The sequence below is a fragment of the Flavobacterium taihuense genome (genome assembly GCF_019351435.1).
GTDB classification, from domain to species: domain Bacteria; phylum Bacteroidota; class Bacteroidia; order Flavobacteriales; family Flavobacteriaceae; genus Flavobacterium; species Flavobacterium taihuense.
In genome coordinates this window covers 96,328-118,562 of record NZ_JAHWYN010000014.1, presented here as the reverse complement: position 1 = coordinate 118,562, position 22,235 = coordinate 96,328, and the positions used below count along the sequence as shown (strand labels likewise).

Sequence of the window (22,235 nt, the reverse complement as noted above, 5' to 3'; positions counted from 1 at the left end):
GCAGATGGTACTGCAGTTATGTGGGAGAGTATGTCGCTGCCTTTTTTTACTAAAACCCCGTTTCGAAAGAAACGGGGTTTTTTGTTTTACAATAGTTTTAAAAAAACAGATTTTTAAAAACTTAAATTTAGAACTATGCGCAATTATCTTAATTATATGCAGAATTATCTCAATATTAAATACATCGTTTTCGTAAGGTTAAAATAGCAGCTACATCGGAAAATACAGTTGTATTTTGAACAAAATTATGATACTACTTTAGCAATAGAAATTATTACTAATTTAAAACAACAGTATTATGAAAACGATTTTAAAACTTAGTCTAGTAGTATTAGTAGCGATGACTACCATGAGTACTTATGCAATCGATGGTGATTTTTTACTTAATGTAAAAAAAGGAACTGGTAAAGAAATTAGTTTTTCTGTAAATGAAATCCAAAAAGCCAATGTGACAATCTATGATAAATACCATAATGTGATTTATTCTGAAATGGCAACCGGAAAAGGTGGGATTTTGAAAACGTACAGCCTTGAGGAATTTCCTGATGGAGTTTACTTCTTGGAAGTGGAAACGAATCTTAAAAAAGTAACTCACGAAATTGTGATCACCAATGAAACTTCAATATTGTCCAGAAAATCAATCGCTGAAGTGTACAAAGACGATATGAAACTAAAAAACCAAAATGTGGCCACGGTAAATTAATTGGGTTATTTTTTTAAGAAAAACATTTACTTCGAATTTATGCAGAACAGCTCTTAGAGGGGCTGTTTTTTTGTTTATAGAATGAAGAGTTTAGCCAATAAAGGTGTTGTAAAAACGGGATTGGGAGAGGGATAGAAGCTATCTACCGAAGTAGAGCGGATAGCCCGACGGCATTATGGTAAGAGGGCGAACAAGCGCTCTCTAAAGTTTACCCCCTTGCTATAATGGGTGCTTGCCCAAGTTTTATGCAAAAATAGGTAATTATGGGTGCTTTGAATTTTATTTATTAGCAATAAGTGGTGTTTAAAAATATTTTATACTTTAGAAATATAAAAAATGCCTTATTTTTACAGTATAATTATTAAAAATAAATAGAATGGATTGGATTATCGCTAAAGAATTTGAAGATATAACCTACAAAAAATGCAATGGTGTTGCCAGAATCGCATTTAATAGGCCTGATGTACGAAATGCTTTTAGACCAAAAACAACATCCGAATTGTATCAAGCTTTTTACGATGCGCAAGAAGATACTTCTATTGGAGTCGTTTTGCTTTCTGCTGAAGGACCATCATCAAAAGATGGCGTGTATTCTTTTTGTAGCGGAGGCGATCAAAACGCTCGAGGTCACCAAGGCTATGTTGGTGATGATGGTCAACATCGTTTGAATATCCTTGAAGTACAACGTTTGATCCGTTTCATGCCAAAAGTTGTTATTGCCGTAGTTCCAGGTTGGGCTGTTGGTGGTGGACATAGTTTGCACGTGGTTTGTGATATGACTTTGGCAAGTAAAGAACACGCCATTTTTAAACAAACTGACGCCGATGTAACAAGCTTTGACGGAGGTTACGGTTCTGCTTATCTTGCCAAAATGGTAGGACAGAAAAAAGCAAGAGAAATATTCTTTTTGGGACGAAATTATTCTGCCCAGGAAGCTATGGATATGGGTATGGTTAATGCTGTTATTCCACACGCTGAATTAGAAGATACTGCTTATCAATGGGCACAGGAAATTCTTGGGAAATCGCCTATGGCTATTAAAATGCTCAAGTTTGCTATGAATCTTACTGATGATGGCATGGTGGGACAACAAGTGTTTGCTGGTGAAGCAACAAGATTGGCCTACATGACCGAAGAGGCTAAAGAGGGCAGAAATGCATTTCTTGAAAAACGTAAACCTAATTTTGAAAAAAAATGGTTGCCATAAAAATGGTTTGAAAGTTTAAATATTTAAGAGTTTAAGGGTTTCAAGTTTTGCGATTTGAAACCTTAAATTTTATAGTTACTTAGAAAAAAAGAAAATGGAAGACTTCACAAATGAAACTATTGATACTACGCAGCTTCCTAAATTTGAAGAAGTGGAATTTTCTGTGTTACATCCCAATTATTGGAAAGTAATTTTGATTAGTTTGTCAGTATTTTTTTTACTTATGGGGATAGGAGTAGGACTTGTATTATATTTTAATAAAGAACTTTATCCATTTAATTCAAAAGTTAGTATCGTTTATGTAGTTTTATTGCTACTTGTGATTTTCTTTTCGAGGATAAGTTTCAAGAATAAAGGATTTGCATTTCGGAATCACGATGTATTGTTTAGATATGGAATAATTGCTATAAATACGCTTGTAATTCCTTATAACAGAGTGCAACACGTGGCTTTACACGAAGGATTAGTTTCTAGATTTTTTGGCTTGGCCAAAATTCAAATCTTCACTGCCGGGGGAAGTTCCAGCGATATTGAAATTCCGGGAATAGCAAAAGAGCAAGCTGAAAATATCAAACAACTTTTGATGGGCAAAATTCAAAAACAATTGTAATGGAAGCAGATTTCAATCAGCCTCAAAGACAATCTATTATTGGGATTTTTGTAATGTTTGTTTATTCGCTACAAGGATATACAAAAGCTTTATGGCCTGTATTAATCATTTTTTTAGTAAGATTTAATGAATATGAAAAATCCAATATAGTAATAGGGATCTTATGTGTTTTGGCTTTTTTCATTGTATTAGGAATTATTTCTTATTTAAGATTCCTAAACTTCACCTTTCATATCGATCATGAAAATGAGGAGTTTATTATAACCGAAGGAATTTTCAACAAAACAAAAACAACAATACAACTTTATAAAATCCAACAAGTAAATATTAATCAATCTTTAATTCAAAGATTGGTAGGTGTTTATGAGTTGGCGGTAGATACAGCTGGTTCTAATAAAAAAGAAGGAAATATCAGAGCCATTTCACACGAATTGGCATTGGACTTGAAAGCTCGTTTATTAGAGAATGAAAATAAAAAAACTGTAAATGTTGAGGATACAATCAGTACTTTAGAGGAAATTTCAACAGAAAAAACTATTGATACAGAAGCTCCGTTTATAAAAATCAGTTTTTTAAGTTTATTAAAAATTGGAATTACTTCTAATTATGTAAAAAGCTTTTTTGTTTTACTGGCTTTTTTTATCACGCTTTTCGATCACATCAAACAAATAACAGGAAAAGATGTTTTGCACGATGATAACATCGAAGATTATGTAGATAAAAGCCAAGTTGTGACCGCATTTTTTATATTATTTATCACTTTCTTTTTGGCAGTTATTGTAATTAATTTAGTCAAAACAATTTTCACCTTTTTTGATTATAAAATTGCCAGACAAAAAGGTTCCTTGCTGCTTTCTTACGGATTGTTAAACACCAAAAGTACCATCATTAAGCCCGAAAAGGTTCAGATTACAAGTATTACCCAGAATTATTTTCAAAAGAAAATGAATGTTTTGCATTTAAAAATAAAGCAGGCAACTGGTGGAGAAAAAGAAGACAATAAACTCGCTATCGAAATTCCGGGTTGTGACAAACTCGAGAAAGATGCGATTTTGAAATTATTGTTTCAAAAAATTCCCGAAAAAGGTGTAATGCTCAAACCTAATTTTAGAAAATTGGGATTTTCTGTTTTCCTAACTATTGGATTACCACTATTAGTCTTTTATTTTGTTAGAGATCTGTTAATTGAAGAATTGCCAACGATTGATTATTTTGTATTGTTGTTTGTTGTTTTTATTGGTATAATTCAGCTTTTTATATTCAAAAACAATCGTCTTTATATTAATGATGACTTTATAATCCTGCAAAGCGGGGCTTGGGATGTTACTAATAATATTATTATACCTAGTAAAATTCAAGCGATTACAACTTCTCAACTCTTTTGGCATAAAAATATTAATATTGGTTCCTTAACTTTGCATACCGCAGGAGGGAATATTAGTTTTCAATTGGGTAATTTTACTGCCATAAAACAATACGTCAATCTTTGGTTGTACGAAATAGAAACTTCCGATAGCAATTGGATGTAAAACAAATAGTTTCAAGTTTCAGGTTTCAAGTTTGGAGTCTGAAAGCGTGAAACTTTAAACTTTAAATAAAAAACATGAAACACTGGATTGAAGCCGCGAGATTAAGAACATTACCATTATCTGTTTCTGGAATAATCGTAGGAAGTATGTACGCGTTAGCAAACCCTACTGATAATGTATTGACACCAACAGATGTTTTCAATTGGGAGATATTTGCGTTTGCATTATTGACCACTTTAGGACTGCAGGTGCTTTCAAATTTCGCCAATGATTACGGAGATGGTGTAAAAGGAACCGATAATGAAGATAGAGTAGGGCCGAAACGCGCTATACAAAGTGGTGTGATAACTCCTCAGGCAATGAAACGTGCCTTGGTAATAACTTCTGTACTTACATTATTTTCGGCAATCTTTTTGATTTATGTTGCTTTTGGAGAGACAAATCTCGTGTATTCCTTGTTCTTTTTGACTTTAGGAATTATGGCAATAATTTCGGCAATTCGATATACTGTGGGGAATTCAGCTTATGGATACAAAGGCTATGGTGATATTTTTGTTTTTGTATTCTTCGGATTGGTAAGTACTTTGGGAGTTAACTTTTTATATTCAAAACAATTGGATTTGGTACTTATTTTGCCCGCTATTGCAATCGGGTTATTGAGTGTTGCTGTTTTGAATCTGAACAATATGCGTGACCAATCCTCGGATGCCAAATCAGGCAAGAACACTGTTGTGGTAAAAATGGGCGCCGAGAAAGCCAAAAAATACCACTATTTCTTAATAGTTTCGGCTATGATTTCGGTAGTTGCATTTGCAATATTCAGTAATTTCCGCTTTGATCAATATTTGTTTTTATTGGCATACATTCCGTTAACGAAACATTTAATCACAGTATCTAAAAATCAAGATCCAAAATTGCTTGACCCCGAATTAAAGAAAGTAGCATTGAGTACCTTTTTGCTTTCGATATTATTATCTTTATGTATGATTTCTTTAATTTCAGACATCATAGTAAATGTTTTCTTGGGTGGACGATAAATAATTTCAAAAATCAATAAGTAGTATTTTCTAACATTTTAAACGTATAATAAAATGAAAATAACATTCTACGGTCATGCTTCTTTGGGAATTGAAGTTAGTGGCAAACACATTCTCGTTGATCCTTATATTTCGGCCAATCCAAAGGCTTCACATATCAATATTAACGATCTGAAAGCTGATTTTATTCTGTTGACGCACGCTCACGGTGATCATATTCTCGATGTAGAATACATTGCGTCAAGAACCAATGCCGTGATTGTTTCGAATGCAGAAATTGCAGGTTATTATGGCAAAAAAGGATTTCAATCACACCCAATGAATCACGGTGGAAGCTGGAATTTCGATTTCGGAAAACTAAAATATGTAAGCGCCATTCACTCGAGTTCTTTTCCTGATGGAACGTATGGCGGGAATCCTGGCGGTTTCGTGATCGAAGGCGAGCACAAAAACATCTACATTGCCGGCGACACTGCCCTTACAATGGATATGAAACTGATTCCGATGCGAACCAAGCTCGATTTGGCGATTTTGCCTATCGGAGATAATTTCACAATGGATGTGGAGGACGCCATAATTGCTTCCGATTTTGTGGCCTGCGATAAAATTCTAGGTATTCATTACGACACATTTGGTTATATCGAAATCAATCATGAACAAGCCATCAAAAAATTCTTCGATAAAGGAAAAGACTTGATGTTACTAGAAATTGGCAGTTTTATAGAATTATAATTAGGAGCTAATCCTGCTATCCGCTTGTATCTTTATTGAAGCGAAGAAAAATCGCTTCAATAAAGGATATCGCTTCTATCAGGGCTAGGTCATACCAGATTTCAAGATCCTTTTTTTAAAACTAGATTAACTTTTTAATAATGGCCAAACAGTTTCTTTTATTCATTACGCTTCTATTTACAACGCTTACATTTTCACAACAAGACGGATATTGGGATAAAGACAGATCGACGACCAAAGAAATAAACGTTTCTGCTAGAGATCGAATTGTAATAAAAACTGAAGATTTACCACTTGGAACTACCGAAATTGTGTACAGAATTACCCTTTTGGACGAAAATCAGCAATTGGCCAATAGTTTGGTTTCGGTTCTAAAATCAATTCCTGACCCCACCGGAATCAGTCAAGGATCTGCCGGAGCTGTTTTTGTTTTGTCCAAAATATCAGGAGATGATAAATGTACCTACGCTATTTTTTCATCAGATAAGTTAGCGTTAGAATACAAAGATTCAGGAAAAACATTGGAATCCTGTTTGGTTCAGAACGAACCAGTGAGCAAAGATGCCAAACGTCTTTCAGTTGATAAGTCAAGTTGTTTGAGTGGAAACGGATCAGCCTTATGGTTTGGTTTTGAAAGTAAAAACTGGATCATGAACCAAAAAATCGTTTTAGAAGTAGTGCCCTGGGTGGATAAAAAACTAAGCAGAGGATGGAGTCTGGACAATAGAAAAGCGATTATTGACCAATGTAAGACTTCTAATTTAGCTCAAAAAATGGGCAATTCGGATGATTTTTGCGTATGTGTGTTAGATAAAATCCAAAATAAGTACAAGTATCAGGAGTTTCAAAAGCTATTGACAGTGGAACGATCCAAAGTTTTTAAAGATTCGGGAAACAGTTGTTTTGGAGAAACAAGCACTTCTAACGCTGTTTATTCTGATTTGCGTAACCAAGCATCACTTTTGATAAAAAAAGCAAAATATGGGGATGCAATTGAAAAATTAGGGGTAATTGTAAGCGATGGTAAGGCTACGGTTTTAGATTACAGTGCAATCGGGAGCTGCTATCTTTTGACCAAGCAATTCGGAAAAGGATTAAAGTATCTTCAAGATGGTGAAAAACTCGATAGTACAGAGTTGTTGTTGCAGTTGAATTTGGCACATGCCTATTTGCTGAACGACAATTACAAAGAAGCCAAAAAAATCTACAAGAAATACCAAAACCAAAATGTTACCGATAGTTTGAGCTGGGTTCAAAAAACCGAGCAGGATTTTAAAGCTTTTCAAAAAGCAGGAATTCAAAATAAGGATTTTGAGCGTATTTTGAAATTACTGGAGTAGTTAATTTATTAAGTTTTGCATTGTAAATAAAAATATCTATTAATCAATAGAACATGAAAAAAGTAGTTTTGTTCATACGCTATCTAGGATTGTTTCTTCTTTTAGTTGGAATAATTTTAAACTTCAAAATGTTTGTTTTTAATGAATGGCCAACATACCTGTTTTTTGCGATACTACTTTTTGGAATGTTATTAATAGGAATTTCTTATTTAAAATTAAAAAAACTCACTTAAAATAAAAGTTATTTAATACAAACTATTTACCTCTAACTATTCACTTTGAAAGCAACGTACCACAAATACATTTTAAATTTCAAACGTCCATCCGGAACTTCTCGTGGAGTAATGACCGAAAAAGAAACCTGGTTTATTGTTTTGGAGCAAGACGGTAAAAAGGGAATAGGGGAGTGTGGCATTTTGAGAGGATTGAGTATTGACGATCGTCCCGATTATGAAGAAAAATTACAATGGGCGTGTGCTAATATTCATCTTGGTAAAGATCAACTTTGGGAAGACTTATTAGAGTTCCCATCCATACAGTTTGGAGTCGAAATGGCCTTCCGGTCTTTGGCTAGTGAAAATCCTTTTTTACTATTTCCGTCAGACTTCACAAAAGGGACAAAATCAATCCCAATAAATGGATTGGTTTGGATGGGTTCAGCCACTTTTATGAAGCAACAAATCGAGGAGAAATTAGCTGATGGATTTCGATGCGTTAAACTCAAAATTGGAGCTATAGATTTTGATAAAGAGCTGCAATTATTGCGTTATATTCGGCTACATTTCACTCCAGAGCAAGTAGAAATAAGAGTCGATGCCAACGGTGCTTTTGATTCGAATGAAGCTTTATGTAAATTAAATCAACTATCTGAATTTGAATTACATAGTATAGAGCAGCCAATTCAAAAAAACAATACTGACAGTATGGCAGGGCTGTGTAAAATTACTCCTTTTCCTATTGCGTTGGATGAAGAGCTGATAGGGGTGTTTACCGTTGCTGAAAAAGAGAATTTATTACTCAAAATTAAGCCACAATACATCATTTTGAAACCTAGTTTTGTGGGTGGATTTCGTGGTACTCAAGAGTGGATCACCTTGGCAGAAAAGCATAATATTGGATGGTGGATTACTTCTGCTTTGGAAAGTAATGTTGGATTGAATGCTATTGCTCAGTGGACTTTTTTACTCAACAATTCGATGCCACAAGGATTGGGAACAGGAGCATTATATACTAATAATTTTGACTGCCCTTTGCAAGTTTCTCAAGGTCAATTATGGTACAGTAATGCGTTAAACTGGGATTTGGATATCGATACATTTTAATTAAAACGAGAATAGGTTATATGCAGTTTTTGCGAGAGTGATGGAAGCGGAGCTCTTTTTCTAATCAATTGCCACGGGTTTAAACCCGTGGCAATTGATTAGAAAAAAGCGGGAGCGGACAGCACGACCCGTAGTTTTTACGAAGGGACTCGCCCAAATAAAGAATCACTACATAAAATATTAATGATTTAAATTAAAAAAGGCTCCAAACGAATAATTGTCTGGAGCCTTTTGTATGGCATTGAAGAACTGATTGTTAATAAGGTAAAACTCTTTTATTTTTTACTTCTTCCAAAAGTTCGGCCATTGCCAAATAAAAAGCACTACTTCCGCAAATTACGCCAAGACCTCCAGCAATGACTGTGATGGTTTCGCTTCCGGTGAATTTTGATACCGCCAAAAGGAAAAATAAAATGGTTAATGAAAGAAAAACAAATTGCTGTACTTTGCTGCCACCCCAGGTTCCCCACCACATAAATGCGGTAAAAATTCCCCAAATGGCTAAATAGCATCCGAAGAATGGAGCTGGAGTTGTTCCTGCCATTTCAAAACCGGTGTTTGGGAAAAGCCAAATACCTACAAGAGAAATCCAGAAAAAGCCATAGGAAACAAAAGCAGTTCCCGCAAATGTTTTTCCATTTTTGAATGACAATATTCCTGCTATTATTTGGGCCAATCCTCCATAAAAAATACCCATCGAAATGATTACGGCACTGACGGGAAAGAATCCTAAATTGTGAATATTCAATAAAATTGTGGTCATTCCAAAACCCAATAGACCTAATGGCGCAGGATTAGCTAGTTTGTTCTCCATTTTTTAGTTTTTTTTAATAGTTAGTAAAGTTTAAAAATAACGTTATAGTTCGTTATCAATTGATACGAAAATGACATTTTATGATAGAAATTATTCATTTCTGATGGTAATGGATCATTTAGGCATCTAAATCCAAACCAAAAGTTGTTCTCAATAATTCGATATTTGGATTGATTTCCAGTAGTCTGTTGTAGCGGTCTTGATCGGTAAAGCTTCTTTTGATTTCTATGGTTTCATTTACATTCACTTCTATGGTAATGTTGTGATTGTGTAAATGACCACGTAAATGTCCCAAAAGACCAATCATTTCGCTTTCAAAATCCAATTTGGATCCCTCATTAGGTAATTCAAATGTAATATTGGTACCATCAAGTTTTGGATCATTGATCAAAAGGAGGGATTCCATTATTTTGTATCCTTTTTCACCAAGACGTTGCGCGTATTTTGTCCATTGCAGCATCATTTCTGTTTCCGTGAATGGTTCTGTAGGCAATGTGGCGGTATTGTCTGTTTTGATAAATCCTTTTAAGTTTTCTTCTAAAGCCTTTTTAGCACGAATACTCGAAAGCGATAAAGCCGAAAATTTAGTTTCGTTATTGGGTACACTTGGCGGTTCAGTTTGCTGAACTTTTGATTTTTCCTCTATTGAAGCTGTAGGCTTTGAGATTTCGTTATTTGCAATTTCCTTTGCAATTCCTTCGGTTGCAATTGGAGTTTGGGCTTTTTCCTTTGAAATTTCAGCTATAGAATAATCTGCAACTTTTCTAAAATAAGTGGGTGGAATTATAAATTGTTCAACTTTTTTTTTTCTCCATCATAAGTGATAGAGGCCAATTGCATCAAACAAAGCTCGACAAGTAGTCGTTGATTTTGGCTGGCTTTGTATTTTAAATCACAATCATTGGCAATTTCGATTCCTTTTAGTAAAAACTCTTGACTGCATTTTTGTGCTTGAATTCCATACATTTTTTGCGCTTGCTCTCCAACCTCAAGTAATACAAGTGTTGAAGGAGTTTTGCTTACCAATAAATCCCTAAAATGACTGGCTAATCCTGAAACAAAATGATGGCTGTCAAACCCTTTGGACAGAATATCATTAAATGCCATTAATAAGTCAGGTATTTTATTTTCAAGAATTAAATCAGTAACGTTGATGTAGGTTTCGTAGTCTAAAACGTTTAAATTTTCGGTAACCGCTTGACGAGTAAGATTATTTCCGCAAAAAGAAACCACTCTGTCAAAAATAGACAAAGCATCACGCATGGCACCATCTGCCTTTTGGGCAATGATATGCAAAGCATCATCTTCAAAAGCGACACCTTGACTGGTAGCTACATCAGCAAGATGTTCTTTGGCGTCTTTTACGGTAATTCTTTTGAAATCAAATATTTGACAACGCGATAATATCGTTGGAATAATTTTATGCTTTTCGGTGGTTGCCAATATAAAGATGGCGTGTTTTGGCGGTTCTTCCAATGTTTTTAAAAAAGCATTAAAAGCAGCCGAAGACAGCATATGAACCTCATCAATGATATATACTTTGTATTGCCCTGTTTGTGGAGGAATACGAACCTGATCAATTAAATTTCGGATATCGTCTACTGAATTGTTGGAAGCAGCATCTAGTTCGAATACATTAAAAGCAAAATCTTCCGTAGGATCATCGTAACCGGGCTGATTGATTTTTCGAGCCAAAATACGAGCACAAGTTGTTTTTCCAACTCCACGAGGTCCAGTAAATAAAAGGGCTGAAGCTAAATGGTTGTTTTCTATGGCATTGAGTAGCGTATTGGTAATCGCTTTTTGTCCCACCACATCTTTAAATGTTTGTGGACGGTATTTACGTGCCGATACTACAAATTGTTCCATAGGTTTTTTTATTCGAAAGCAAATATAGGACTTGAAAAATCAAAAAACAAGTTCCTAAATTTTAATTTTATGAGGTTATTATTTTCTTGTAAAATTACCAGTTCGATTCGCTTTTCAAATAACATTTGTGTATTTTCACCAAGGATTAATTCCTTATTGTTATTAAATGACTTTTCTATGGATGTTTCTAAAGGAGTTACCATTGTTGGAGGAGGATTGGCCGGACTTACGGCAGCCATACATTTGTCTAAAATTGGCATAAAAGTCGTTTTGATCGAAAAAAGTGAATATCCGAAGCATAAGGTTTGCGGAGAATACATCTCAAATGAAATAATTCCTTATTTGGATTGGCTTTCACTAAATATATCCGAATTAAACCCCACTCATATCTCGAAACTGGAGTTTTCAACTGCAGACGGAACCAAAATCAATTGTGATCTACCACTTGGAGGGTTTGGTGTTAGCCGATTTGCTCTGGATGCTTTTTTATGTAAAAAAGCCATCGAAATGGGGTGTGAAATCATGCAGGATAGTGTTGATGATATTGTTTATGAAAATGATAGTTTCAAGATTTCAACTTTAAATAGTGGGATTTTTACCTCATCAATTGTAATAGGAGCTTTTGGAAAACGATCTACTATTGATCAGAAATTAAAAAGGTCATTTGTTCAAAAAAAATCACATTGGTTAGCTGTAAAAGCTCATTATTCAGGTGAATTTCCAAATAATTTAGTGAGTTTGCATAATTTTGAAGGGGGTTATTGTGGGGTTTCGAAAGTAGAAAATGATGCGATTAATATTTGTTACTTGGCTAGTTATGAGTCTTTCAAAAGATTTAAAAATATTGAGGATTATCAAAATCAAATTGTAGTTAAGAATCCACATCTGAAATTAATTTTTGATAGGAGTAAAATGCTTTTTGAAGCTCCTTTAACGATTAGTCAGGTGTCATTTGATAAAAAAGAAACAGTGGAAAATCATATTTTAATGATTGGCGATACGGCAGGACTTATTCATCCTTTGTGCGGAAATGGAATGGCAATGGCAATTCATAGTGCTAAGATAGTATCAGAATTAATAGGAAAAGTTTATAGTAATGAAATAAAATCTCGTGAGGAATTAGAGAAAAAGTACATTGCAGAATGGAAGGGTAATTTTGAAAAAAGATTAAGAATTGGACGTATTTTGACATTTATACTGCAAAACCAAAAATTTTACAAGTTTTTGATGTGGATAATGATTAAATTTCCATTTTTAATACCAATCATTATAAAGCAAACACACGGCAAGCTAATTTCTGTTGAATGATGCATTTTTATAGTAATAGTAATTGGAATATTAATTTAAAATAATTTGAAATTAGTGCTTGTAAATACACAAAATAGAACGGACGAGCCAGAAATCATGGATGATTTTGATTTAGAAGGCGACGAATTGAAAGAAGCTCTAGATAAAATTGCATCTATAAACCAGCTTTTAGGAGGGAATCAATTGACTTTGAGAGGGGTTCGAAAATTACTCAAAAAAGTTCCTCATTTAAATTCAATCACCATTGTGGATGTTGGTTGTGGAAATGGAGATATGTTGCGAAAATTAGCTGATTTCGGTTTGCAAAATAATTTGAATTTAGAACTTATTGGGGTTGATGCTAATAATTTTACTATAAATTACGCAATTGATTTATCCGTGAAATATCCAAATATCAAGTATAGGTTTGAAGATATTTTTAGTGAATCTTTTAATGAATTAAAATACGATATAGCATTGTGCACTTTGACTTTACATCATTTTAAAAACAGTGAAATTGTCAAATTATTAGCATTATTTAATAAAAATTCAAGGCTTGGTTTTGTGGTGAATGATTTGCACAGAAGTGGAATTGCTTATCGATTATTTCAAGGGTTTTGCATTGTTTTTAGATTAAATAAAATGTCACGAGAAGATGGTTTGACCTCTATTTTAAGAGGCTTTAAGAAGAAAGAATTGATCGGGTTTTCAGAAAATTTAAAATTTAAAAAATATAGTATTCAGTGGAAATGGGCTTTTCGTTACCAATGGATTGTGGAGAAATAGTAACAATTTGAAATTTTATATTTCAAAATTGACAAAAAAATAATGAGTGTAAAAATTAAATGTGTTAGCAAGCAATTGCCTAAGTTTTCAAGAACAACCGAAGAAATTCTTCCTTTTTTGGATATTTGGTTAGAAGGTCAGGAGGAACGTTTTATTCGAAAAGTAAAAAAAATATTTGAGGGAGCAGCAGTCGACAAAAGATATTCGATTATGGATCCGATAGAAGTTTTTGAAAGCTCATCGTTTGAAGCTAAAAATGATATTTATGTTAGGGAAGTAATTGATTTGGGTGAAAAAGTCTTGGATAAAGCTTTGAAAAAAGCGCAATGGCAGCCCGAAGAGTTGGATTATATCATCACGGTAAGCTGTACAGGAATAATGATTCCTTCGTTGGATGCTTATTTGATTAATAGTTTGAAATTGCGGCAGGATATTATACGGTTGCCTGTTACCGAAATGGGTTGTGCAGCAGGAATATCGGGGATTATTTATGCTAAAAACTTTCTTCAGGCCAATCCTGGAAAGAGAGCTGCAGTTATTGCGGTTGAAAGTCCGACAGCTACTTTTCAATTGAATGATTATTCGATGGCAAACATAGTAAGTGCTGCTATTTTTGGTGATGGTGCTGCCTGTGTTTTGCTTTCTTCGGTTGAAGATGAGGAAGGACCTGAGATTATTGCCGAAGAGATGTATCATTTTTACGACAATATTCATATGATGGGATTCAAATTAACGAATTCTGGTTTGCAAATGATTTTGGATATCGAAGTTCCAGAAACTATTGCGTCACATTTTGAAGCTATTATTCATCCTTTTCTGAAAAAGAACAATATGGAAATAGAAGATGTCGATCATTTGATTTTTCATCCAGGTGGAAAAAAAATTGTACAAATTGTAGAAGATCTCTTTTCAGGATATGGAAAAAATATTGATGACACGAAAGAAGTTTTAAAGCTTTATGGAAATATGTCAAGTGCAACCGTATTGTATGTTTTAGAGCGATTTATGGATAAAAAACCGCAAAAAGGCTCTAAAGGTTTGATGTTAAGCTTTGGACCCGGATTTTCGGCTCAAAGAGTTTTGTTACAGTTTTAGATTCTTTTACAATAAATCAATGGATAAAAAAGATATTTTATCGAAATTGCCGTATTCCAAACCGTTTTTGTTTGTGGATAAAATCATCAAAATTAATGAAAATGGAGTGGAGGGAGAATATACTTTTGATGCTGCTTTAGATTTTTACAAAGGGCATTTTAAAGATAATCCAGTTACGCCAGGAGTCATTTTGATCGAAGTGATGGCTCAAATTGGTTTGGTTTGTTTGGGTATATTTCTATTAAATGATAAATTAAATTCAAATTCATTAATCGCTTTAGCATCAGCTGAAATCGAATTTTTAAAACCTGTTTTTCCAAATCAAAAAGTAACTGTTATTTCTCAAAAAATCTATTTCAGATTTGGAAAGTTAAAATGCAAAGTGAGTATGCAAAATGAGAAAAAAGAAACAGTTTGCAGCGGGACAATCTCAGGAATGATGATTTAAAATACAATTAAAATGAAAAATCGAGTTGTCATAACGGGTCTTGGTGTAGTTGCTCCAAATGGGGTGGGACTGGATGCGTTTGAACATGCTATAAAAAACGGTATTTCTGGAATCAGACATTTTGAGGAATTAGAAAGATTGAAATTTTCCTGTCAAATTGCTGGACTGCCAGATGTTTCAAATGAATTGGCCTTGAACTATTTTACCGAGTTGGAGTTTAAAAATTTTAATGCAACCGGTATTTTGTATGGTGTTATCGCCGGAATTGATGCTTGGAAAGATGCAGGCTTATCAATGGAAATAGAAGACGATCCTGATTGGGATAGTGGAACAATTTTTGGAGCAGGAACATCTGGAATAGAAAAATTTAGAGAAAGCATTTATAAGATTGATGATTTTAAAACTCGGAATTTAGGAAGCACAAGTGTTATTCAAACGATGAATAGTGGTATCAGTGCTTATTTGGCGGGCAAATTGGGTTTGGGTAATCAAGTTACCACCAATTCTTCAGCCTGTACAACAGGGGCTGAAAGTATAATTATGGCTTTTGATCGTATAAAATCGGGACAGGCCAAGAGAATTTTAGCAGGAAGTACGAGTGATTCTGGACCTTACATTTGGGGAGGATTTGATGCGATGCGAGTATGTACTTTTAAGCATAATGATGCACCTGAAACTGGCTCAAGACCCATGTCTGCAAGTGCTTCAGGATTTGTTCCTGCTAGTGGAGCCGGGGCTTTGGTTCTAGAAGATTTAGAAACTGCCTTAGCGAGAGGAGCCAGAATATATGCCGAAGTTTTAGGCGGAGCCTTAAATTCGGGAGGGCAAAGAGGTTTGGGGTCTTTAACAGCGCCGAATCCTGTGGCTGTTCAAAAATGCATTCAAAAAGCGATGGAAAATGCTGGTATTACTGGTCAAGAAGTAGATGCCATTAATGGTCATCTTACGGCAACGACAAAGGATAGTTTAGAAATTTCAAATTGGAGTATTGCTTTAAACAGAAGCGGTATAGATTTTCCTTATATTAATTCATTAAAATCGACTGTAGGACATTGTTTATCGGCAGCTGGAAGTATTGAAAGTGTAGCGAGTGTTTTGCAATTGCATCAAGGATTTGTTTTTCCTAATCAAAATTGTGAGGACTTACATCCCGAAATCACAGCCATAATTGATTCTTCAAGAATTCCTCAGGAACTGCTTGAAAAAGATTTGAATATTATTCTGAAAGCCAGTTTTGGTTTTGGCGATGTTAATGGTTGTGTTGTTTTTAAGAAATTTAAGAATTGATATAAACATAAGTTCTTGTTTATTTACTAGATACCACTAAATAAAAAACCTGCACGGGCTTATTTCTGTGCAGGTTTTGTTGCAAATGCTGAAATCGGACGGTATTACATGTCTCTATAAAGTTCCAATCTTTCCCATTTGGATTCCACTTCTTCTTGTGCTCTTTGAAGCAATTCTGCTCCAAGTTTAGGATCTTGTTTTGCTACTCTAGAAAAACGGGTTTCATTATACATAAATTCGCCTAATGGTGCGCTAGGCATTTTAGAATCTAATTTAAAACGTTCTCCTTTCGGTTTAGAAGGGTCAAATCTAAAGAGTGGCCAATAACCTGTCTCAACAGCTTTTTCTTGTTGGGAAATTGCATTTTTCAAGTCATAACCATGTTCGCCACAATGAGAGTAAGCAATAATCAATGATGGTCCAGGATAAGCGGCAGCTTCCTCAATTGCTTTTAGGGTTTGTAAATCTTTAGCTCCAATTGCAATTTGGGCAACATATACATTTCCATAAGAAATAGCTTGTAGCGCCAGATTTTTTTTACTGGTTTTTTTGCCCGCAATAGTAAATTTGGCACTAGCCCCAAGAGGAGTTGATTTTGAGGCTTGTCCTCCAGTGTTAGAATAGACTTCGGTATCTAATACCATAATATTAATATCTTCCCCAGTGGATAAAACGTGGTCAACACCGCCATAACCAATATCATAAGCCCAGCCATCACCACCAAGAATCCAAACGGCTTTCTTGCGCAGGTATTCTGTTAATTGACTTAATTTTTTGGCGTCAGCATTATTTTCCAAATTGGCTAATACTTTATTTAGTGCATTAATTTGAGCAAATTTTTCTTTTTTAAGGATTTCTGTTTCTTCAGTATTATTTAAAATAGACTGTACTATTTCGCTACCAATTTCTGTTTCCAATGATTTTAATAAATCAACGGCAATTTCTTGTTTTTTTGACAAACCTAATCTCATACCCAAACCAAACTCGGCATTATCTTCAAAAAGAGAGTTTGCCCAAGCGGGTCCTCTGCCAAATTCATTGGTTTTATAGGGAGTCGTTGGTAAATTACCTCCATAAATAGAAGAACATCCTGTAGCATTGGCTATCATAATGCTGTCTCCGTACAATTGAGTAAGTAATTTAATGTAAGGGGTTTCACCACAACCGGAACATGCTCCTGAGAATTCAAATAGAGGTTCTAAAAATTGAGCTCCTTTTACGTTGGTTGTTTGCAAAACCGTTCTGTCATAATACGGTAAGTTGACGAAATAGTTCCAGTTTACATTTTCTTCGACATCAACATCAATTTTTCTATGCATATTGATGGCTTTAAAGTTTTCTTTCTCTTTACTGATGGCTGGACAAACCGCTACGCAAAGATCACAGCCAGTACAATCTTCTGGTGAAACTTGCAAAATATAGGATTCTTTGTCATTAGCAAAAGGCCTTCCTATTGTAGGTACTTTTTTGAGAGATACTGGTAGCCCAAACAATTCATCATTTGAAACTACTTTAGATCGAATGGCTGCGTGAGGACAAATGGCGATGCATTTATTACATTGTGTGCACAAATTTTCGTCATCCCAAATTGGAATAAAATCAGCAATTCCGCTTTTTTCGTATTGTGAAGTTCCAGTAGGGAAAGTTCCATCCACTGTGAAAGCGCTTACAGGAAGTTCATCTCCAAAACCAGCCAATATTTTTTCCAATACATCTTTAACAAAGCCGTCTGGGGCATTTCTCATTGCCGATAACATTGATTTTTCACTTGTTGCTACTTTTGGATAATCAACTAAATGCAAATTTTCGAGTGATTTGTCCACCGCATTAAAATTCATGTTTACAACCTTTTCTCCTTTGTGAGAATAGGACTTAACAATAGCATTTTTGATTTTTTGAATGGCTTCGTCTTTTGGTAAAATCCCTGAAATAGCAAAGAAGCAGGTTTGCAAGATCGTATTGGCTCTTTTACCAAGATTGGCTTCCTGAGCAACGCGGGTTGCATCAATTACATAGAATTTTGCTTCTTTGTCAATAATTCCTTTTTGAATTTTTTGGGGTAATTTATCCCAAATTTCATCTTTTGGATAAGGAGAATTTAGCAAAAAGGTACCTCCTTGTTTTAAGTCGGCAATCATATTGAATTTTTCGATGAAATTAAATTTATGACTGGCTATGAAATCGGCTTTATCAATTAAATAATTGGAGTTAATTGGGTTTGGACCAAAACGCAAATGTGAAATAGTTTGGGCACCCGCTTTTTTGGAGTCGTAAACAAAATAACCTTGTACATAATTATCGGTAGTTTCACCAATGATTTTGATGGAGTTTTTATTCGCTCCAACGGTACCATCTGACCCTAAACCATAAAACATACAATTAATAGTTGTTGATTTACTATCAAATACAGGGTCATAGTATAGGCTTTTAAAAGTTACATCGTCATTTATACCAATAGTAAAATGGTTTTTAGGTTTGTCATTTAAAAGCTCATCATAAATTCCTTTTACCATTGCCGGAGTAAACTCTTTAGAAGATAAACCATAACGACCTCCTATTATAACTGGCATTTTTCTACCACTTTCGACAAAAGCAGAGACAATATCCAAATATAAAGGTTCACCAATGCTACCCGGCTCTTTTGTTCGGTCTAAAACAGCTATTTTCTGAACAGTTTTTGGTAGCTTTTCAATGAAATGGGCAATAGAAAAGGGTCTAAATAAACGAACTAATACAACTCCTACTTTTTCACCTTGCGCTATCATAACGTCTAGGGCTTCTTTTACAGGACCTTCGGCTGATCCCATAACTATGATTACTCGTTCGGCTTCTGGATGTCCTATATAATCAAACAAATTATATTTGCGTCCGGTATGCTCATAGAATTCGTCCATAGTTTCCTGAACTTTACTAGGGACTTTATCAAAAAATAAATTTGCGGCTTCTCTGGCTTGAAAAAACACATCGGGATTTTGGGTTGTTCCTCTTAACACGGGATGGTCAGGATCTAATGATCTTTTTTTATGTTCCATAACTTTATCATCGGGTATCATTGCTATAATGATATCGTCTGGAATAGCATCTATTTTTGAGATTTCGTGAGAAGTTCTGAAACCATCAAAAATATTCATAATTGGCACTCGTGTTTTTAATGTTGTTGCTTGTGAAATTAGGGCAAAATCATGTGCTTCTTGAACGGATCCACCAAACAACATAGAAAATCCTGTTTGTCTGCATGCCATTACATCGGAGTGATCACCAAAAATAGATAAAGCGTGAGTGGCGATTGTTCTGGCCGCTACATGGATAACGCAGGGCAATAATTCTCCTGCAATTTTGTACATATTAGGAATCATCAACAATAAACCTTGCGAGGCAGTAAAAGTTGTAGTCAAAGCTCCAGCTTGCAAAGCCCCGTGAACAGTACCTGCCGCGCCACCTTCACTTTGCAATTCAATAATTCTAGGAACATTATTCCAAATGTTTTTTTTACCTTTAGAACTGTAAAGCTCTGCATGCTCGCCCATAGGCGAAGAGGGTGTGATGGGATAAATAGCGCAGACTTCATTTGTTTTATGAGCTATAATAGCAACCGCTTCATTGGCATCACAAATTAATTTAGGAAATTTTTTGTTTTTCATAAGATTAAATGATTGTTTACCATCATGAATTTGCTGCTTACTATTTATTCCACACACAGATACAAATTATTGACAGTATAGGGTTTATGGTCGAAAATTTTAAAAATAATCAACTGAATATAATATTTAAAGGCTTTCGATTCTTGTATTAGATGCGTTACTAACTATGCAGCCATTCCTTTTTTTGTAGCAATTCCTCTTCGGTTTCTACATGATTTACATCTGGTATACAGCAATCAACAGGACAAACAGAAGCGCATTGAGGTTTTTCATGAAAGCCTTTGCACTCTGTGCATTTATCGGATACAATGTAGAAAAACTCATCTGAAAGAGGTTTGTGTTCTGCATCTGCATCAATTTCAATCCCCTTTGGAGATTTTACCATTCCTTTTAAAGTAGTCCCATCAGAATAGGACCATTTGTCATCTGGTTCGTAGATTGCATTGTTTGGACATTCTGAAATACAAGCGTCGCAGTTAATGCATTCATCAGTTATAATAATAGCCATATTTTTATGTATTTAATATTTATAGGTAAATTTAATTGCTATTTTATTTTTTTTTTATGATTTATGTCATGTTTTTTCGATAAATGTTAAATTATATTTGATATCTCAAATGTTGTTTTTAGTCTATTTCGAAAAATTTAATTCTTTTAAAATTATGATTATAGATAAATTAAAACCCCAACTTGATTCCAAGCCTGAAATCCTAGAAGCAGTCGTAATTCGATTTGTTGGTGATTCAGGAGATGGTATGCAGTTAACCGGAACCCAGTTTTCTGATACCTCTGCGATGTTTGGTAATGATATTGCAACCTTCCCTAACTATCCTGCCGAAATTAGAGCTCCACAAGGAAGTTTGTATGGAGTCTCCGGATTTCAAGTACACATAGGCAGTGTTGAAGTGAGTACTCCAGGTGATAATTTGGATTTACTGGTGGCGATGAATCCTGCCGCTTTAAAAACAAATTTATATGCCTTAAAACCAGGTCATACTATTATAGTAGATTCGGATTCCTTTTCAAAAAAGAATTTAGAAAAAGCCGAATATACTACTAATCCTTTAGAAGATGGAAGTCTTGAAAATTATAGAATTATAGAAGTTGATATGACTTCATTGACCAGAGAGGCTTTAAAAGACATTGAAGGATTAGACAATAAAATAATTACCCGAAGCAAAAACATGTTCGCATTGGGTATGATTTATTGGATGTACAATCGTTCTACTGAACATACTGTTGAGTTTTTGAATAAAAAATTTAAAGCGACTCCTAATCTAATTGAAGCTAACACCAAAGTTTTAAATGCGGGATATTATTATGCCGAAACTTTAGAACTTATGCCAAATTCCTACTCAATTTCTCCAGCAAAAATGCCTGCGGGTACCTATAGAATTATTATGGGGAATACGGCCACGGCTTGGGGGTTTCTGGCAGCAGCAGAAAAATCGGGCTTGGAATTGTTTTTGGGATCTTATCCTATTACTCCAGCTACCGATATTTTGCACGAATTGGTCAAACACAAACACTTTGGCGTAAAAGCCTTTCAGGCAGAAGACGAAATTGCAGGTGTCACATCGGCTATTGGTGCTGCTTTCGCAGGTGATTTGGCGATTACAACTACTTCGGGCCCAGGATTGGCATTAAAAGGTGAAGCCATTGGCTTAGCCGTGATGACGGAACTTCCGTTGGTAATAGTTGATGTGCAACGAGGAGGACCTTCAACGGGATTGCCTACAAAAACAGAACAATCGGATTTATTGCAAGCCATGTATGGCCGAAATGGTGAAAGCCCTGTCATTGTTTTGGCGGCGAGCACACCGGCGAACTGTTTTAATTTTGCTTATGAAGCAGCGAGACTGGCCTTGGAACACATGACCCCAGTAATATTATTGACAGACGGCTACATCGCAAACGGATCAGCTCCGTGGAAAATTAAAACGGTGGCTGAAATGCCTGCCATCAAAAACAATAAAATTACGGAGGTAAAAGAAAATTGGCACTCCTATGATAGAGATGCTACTACTCTCGCTCGTAATTGGGCAGTTCCTGGCACTCTAGGATTAGAACATCGAATTGGTGGTTTGGAAAAAGACAGTGTAACGGGTAATATTTCTTATGATGCTGTAAACCATGAGAAGATGACTACCATTAGATCTGAAAAAATTAAACGCGTACAGTTTAATATACCCGACTTAGAAACGGAATTTGCACAAGAAGGTGATTTGTTGGTGATAGGGTGGGGCGGAACCTATGGTTCTTTACATTCTGCAGTAAAACAAATAAATATGGAAGGATATAAAAATATAGGGTATGCCCATTTTAATTATATCAATCCATTGCCTAAGAATACCGGAGAAATTTTATCAAAATTCAAAAAAATTGTTGTCTGTGAATTAAACTCAGGTCAGTTTGCGAGTGTTTTAAAAATTAATTTCGACACATTCGAATTTTTGCAATTCAACAAAATTCAGGGGTTACCTTTTGGCAGTAACGACCTCATTAGAAAATTTAAAGAACTCGTATAA

The 22,235-nt window shown here is 34.9% G+C and carries 19 protein-coding genes; 14 read left to right on the top strand and 5 right to left on the bottom strand.

What is annotated here, in order from left to right; genetic code table 11:
• Positions 1-298 precede the first annotated feature (298 nt).
• The 8 genes from KZH69_RS15080 to KZH69_RS15045 all read left to right on the top strand — a co-directional run bounded on the left by KZH69_RS15080 (position 299) and on the right by KZH69_RS15045 (position 8,480).
• Positions 299-703 carry a T9SS type A sorting domain-containing protein gene (locus tag KZH69_RS15080; protein ID WP_219318304.1) on the top strand — a complete coding sequence of 135 codons (405 nt, stop codon included), beginning with the start codon at positions 299-301 and terminating at the stop codon, positions 701-703.
• Positions 704-1,079: 376 nt separating this feature from the next.
• Complete coding sequence (locus tag KZH69_RS15075; RefSeq protein ID WP_219318303.1) at positions 1,080-1,910, top strand: 1,4-dihydroxy-2-naphthoyl-CoA synthase; 831 nt, start codon at positions 1,080-1,082, stop codon at positions 1,908-1,910.
• 94 nt (positions 1,911-2,004) lie between these two features.
• Positions 2,005-2,520 (top strand): PH domain-containing protein, encoded by a 516-nt coding sequence (locus tag KZH69_RS15070; protein WP_219318302.1) that lies wholly within the window; start codon positions 2,005-2,007, stop codon positions 2,518-2,520.
• The gene (locus KZH69_RS15065) at positions 2,520-4,049 is read left to right on the top strand and encodes a PH domain-containing protein (RefSeq protein WP_219318301.1); all 1,530 of its coding nucleotides are present in this window, start codon (positions 2,520-2,522) and stop codon (positions 4,047-4,049) included. Before KZH69_RS15070 ends, KZH69_RS15065 begins: the two co-directional genes overlap by 1 nt.
• Before the next feature lie 74 nt (positions 4,050-4,123).
• Positions 4,124-5,086: a 1,4-dihydroxy-2-naphthoate octaprenyltransferase gene (menA, locus tag KZH69_RS15060; RefSeq protein ID WP_219318300.1), complete on the top strand. Its 963-nt coding sequence runs from the start codon at positions 4,124-4,126 to the stop codon at positions 5,084-5,086.
• 54 nt (positions 5,087-5,140) lie between these two features.
• Positions 5,141-5,818 carry a metal-dependent hydrolase gene (locus KZH69_RS15055; protein ID WP_219318299.1) on the top strand — a complete coding sequence of 226 codons (678 nt, stop codon included), beginning with the start codon at positions 5,141-5,143 and terminating at the stop codon, positions 5,816-5,818.
• A gap of 140 nt (positions 5,819-5,958) precedes the next feature.
• Positions 5,959-7,158: a tetratricopeptide repeat protein gene (locus tag KZH69_RS15050; protein WP_219318298.1), complete on the top strand. Its 1,200-nt coding sequence runs from the start codon at positions 5,959-5,961 to the stop codon at positions 7,156-7,158.
• Positions 7,159-7,436: 278 nt separating this feature from the next.
• The gene (locus KZH69_RS15045; protein ID WP_219318297.1) at positions 7,437-8,480 is read left to right on the top strand and encodes an o-succinylbenzoate synthase; all 1,044 of its coding nucleotides are present in this window, start codon (positions 7,437-7,439) and stop codon (positions 8,478-8,480) included.
• Between the two features lie 256 nt (positions 8,481-8,736).
• On the opposite strand, the gene KZH69_RS15040 is transcribed toward KZH69_RS15045, so the two are convergent.
• The 3 genes from KZH69_RS15040 to dnaX form a co-directional block, all read right to left on the bottom strand.
• Positions 8,737-9,294 carry an acetate uptake transporter gene (locus KZH69_RS15040; RefSeq protein ID WP_219318296.1) on the bottom strand — a complete coding sequence of 186 codons (558 nt, stop codon included), beginning with the start codon at positions 9,292-9,294 and terminating at the stop codon, positions 8,737-8,739.
• 118 nt (positions 9,295-9,412) lie between these two features.
• Positions 9,413-9,787, bottom strand: a complete 375-nt coding sequence (locus KZH69_RS15035; protein WP_255558138.1) for a DUF8439 domain-containing protein — start codon at positions 9,785-9,787, stop codon at positions 9,413-9,415.
• A 290-nt stretch (positions 9,788-10,077) separates the two neighbouring features.
• Positions 10,078-11,163: a DNA polymerase III subunit gamma/tau gene (gene dnaX, locus KZH69_RS15030; protein WP_219318295.1), complete on the bottom strand. Its 1,086-nt coding sequence runs from the start codon at positions 11,161-11,163 to the stop codon at positions 10,078-10,080.
• Positions 11,164-11,232: 69 nt separating this feature from the next.
• Between dnaX and KZH69_RS15025 the strand changes: the two genes are divergently transcribed.
• The 5 genes from KZH69_RS15025 to KZH69_RS15005 are packed head-to-tail and all read left to right on the top strand — an operon-like array spanning position 11,233 to position 16,066.
• Positions 11,233-12,471 carry an NAD(P)/FAD-dependent oxidoreductase gene (locus KZH69_RS15025; RefSeq protein ID WP_369410667.1) on the top strand — a complete coding sequence of 413 codons (1,239 nt, stop codon included), beginning with the start codon at positions 11,233-11,235 and terminating at the stop codon, positions 12,469-12,471.
• Between the two features lie 54 nt (positions 12,472-12,525).
• Positions 12,526-13,236 (top strand): methyltransferase domain-containing protein, encoded by a 711-nt coding sequence (locus KZH69_RS15020; protein ID WP_219318309.1) that lies wholly within the window; start codon positions 12,526-12,528, stop codon positions 13,234-13,236.
• A 42-nt stretch (positions 13,237-13,278) separates the two neighbouring features.
• Positions 13,279-14,331 (top strand): type III polyketide synthase, encoded by a 1,053-nt coding sequence (locus KZH69_RS15015; protein WP_219318294.1) that lies wholly within the window; start codon positions 13,279-13,281, stop codon positions 14,329-14,331.
• Positions 14,332-14,350: 19 nt separating this feature from the next.
• Entirely contained in the window at positions 14,351-14,779 is a 429-nt protein-coding gene (locus KZH69_RS15010) for a 3-hydroxyacyl-ACP dehydratase FabZ family protein (protein ID WP_219318293.1), read from the top strand.
• 12 nt (positions 14,780-14,791) lie between these two features.
• Positions 14,792-16,066, top strand: a complete 1,275-nt coding sequence (locus KZH69_RS15005; RefSeq protein ID WP_219318292.1) for a beta-ketoacyl-[acyl-carrier-protein] synthase family protein — start codon at positions 14,792-14,794, stop codon at positions 16,064-16,066.
• A gap of 104 nt (positions 16,067-16,170) precedes the next feature.
• On the opposite strand, the gene nifJ is transcribed toward KZH69_RS15005, so the two are convergent.
• The gene (gene nifJ, locus KZH69_RS15000; protein WP_219318291.1) at positions 16,171-19,707 is read right to left on the bottom strand and encodes a pyruvate:ferredoxin (flavodoxin) oxidoreductase; all 3,537 of its coding nucleotides are present in this window, start codon (positions 19,705-19,707) and stop codon (positions 16,171-16,173) included.
• 160 nt (positions 19,708-19,867) lie between these two features.
• Positions 19,868-20,215 carry a 4Fe-4S dicluster domain-containing protein gene (locus KZH69_RS14995; RefSeq protein WP_219318290.1) on the bottom strand — a complete coding sequence of 116 codons (348 nt, stop codon included), beginning with the start codon at positions 20,213-20,215 and terminating at the stop codon, positions 19,868-19,870.
• A gap of 154 nt (positions 20,216-20,369) precedes the next feature.
• On the opposite strand from KZH69_RS14995, the gene KZH69_RS14990 reads away from it, so the two are divergent.
• On the top strand, positions 20,370-22,235 hold the full coding sequence (locus tag KZH69_RS14990) for a 2-oxoacid:acceptor oxidoreductase subunit alpha (RefSeq protein WP_219318289.1): 1,866 nt from the start codon (positions 20,370-20,372) through the stop codon (positions 22,233-22,235).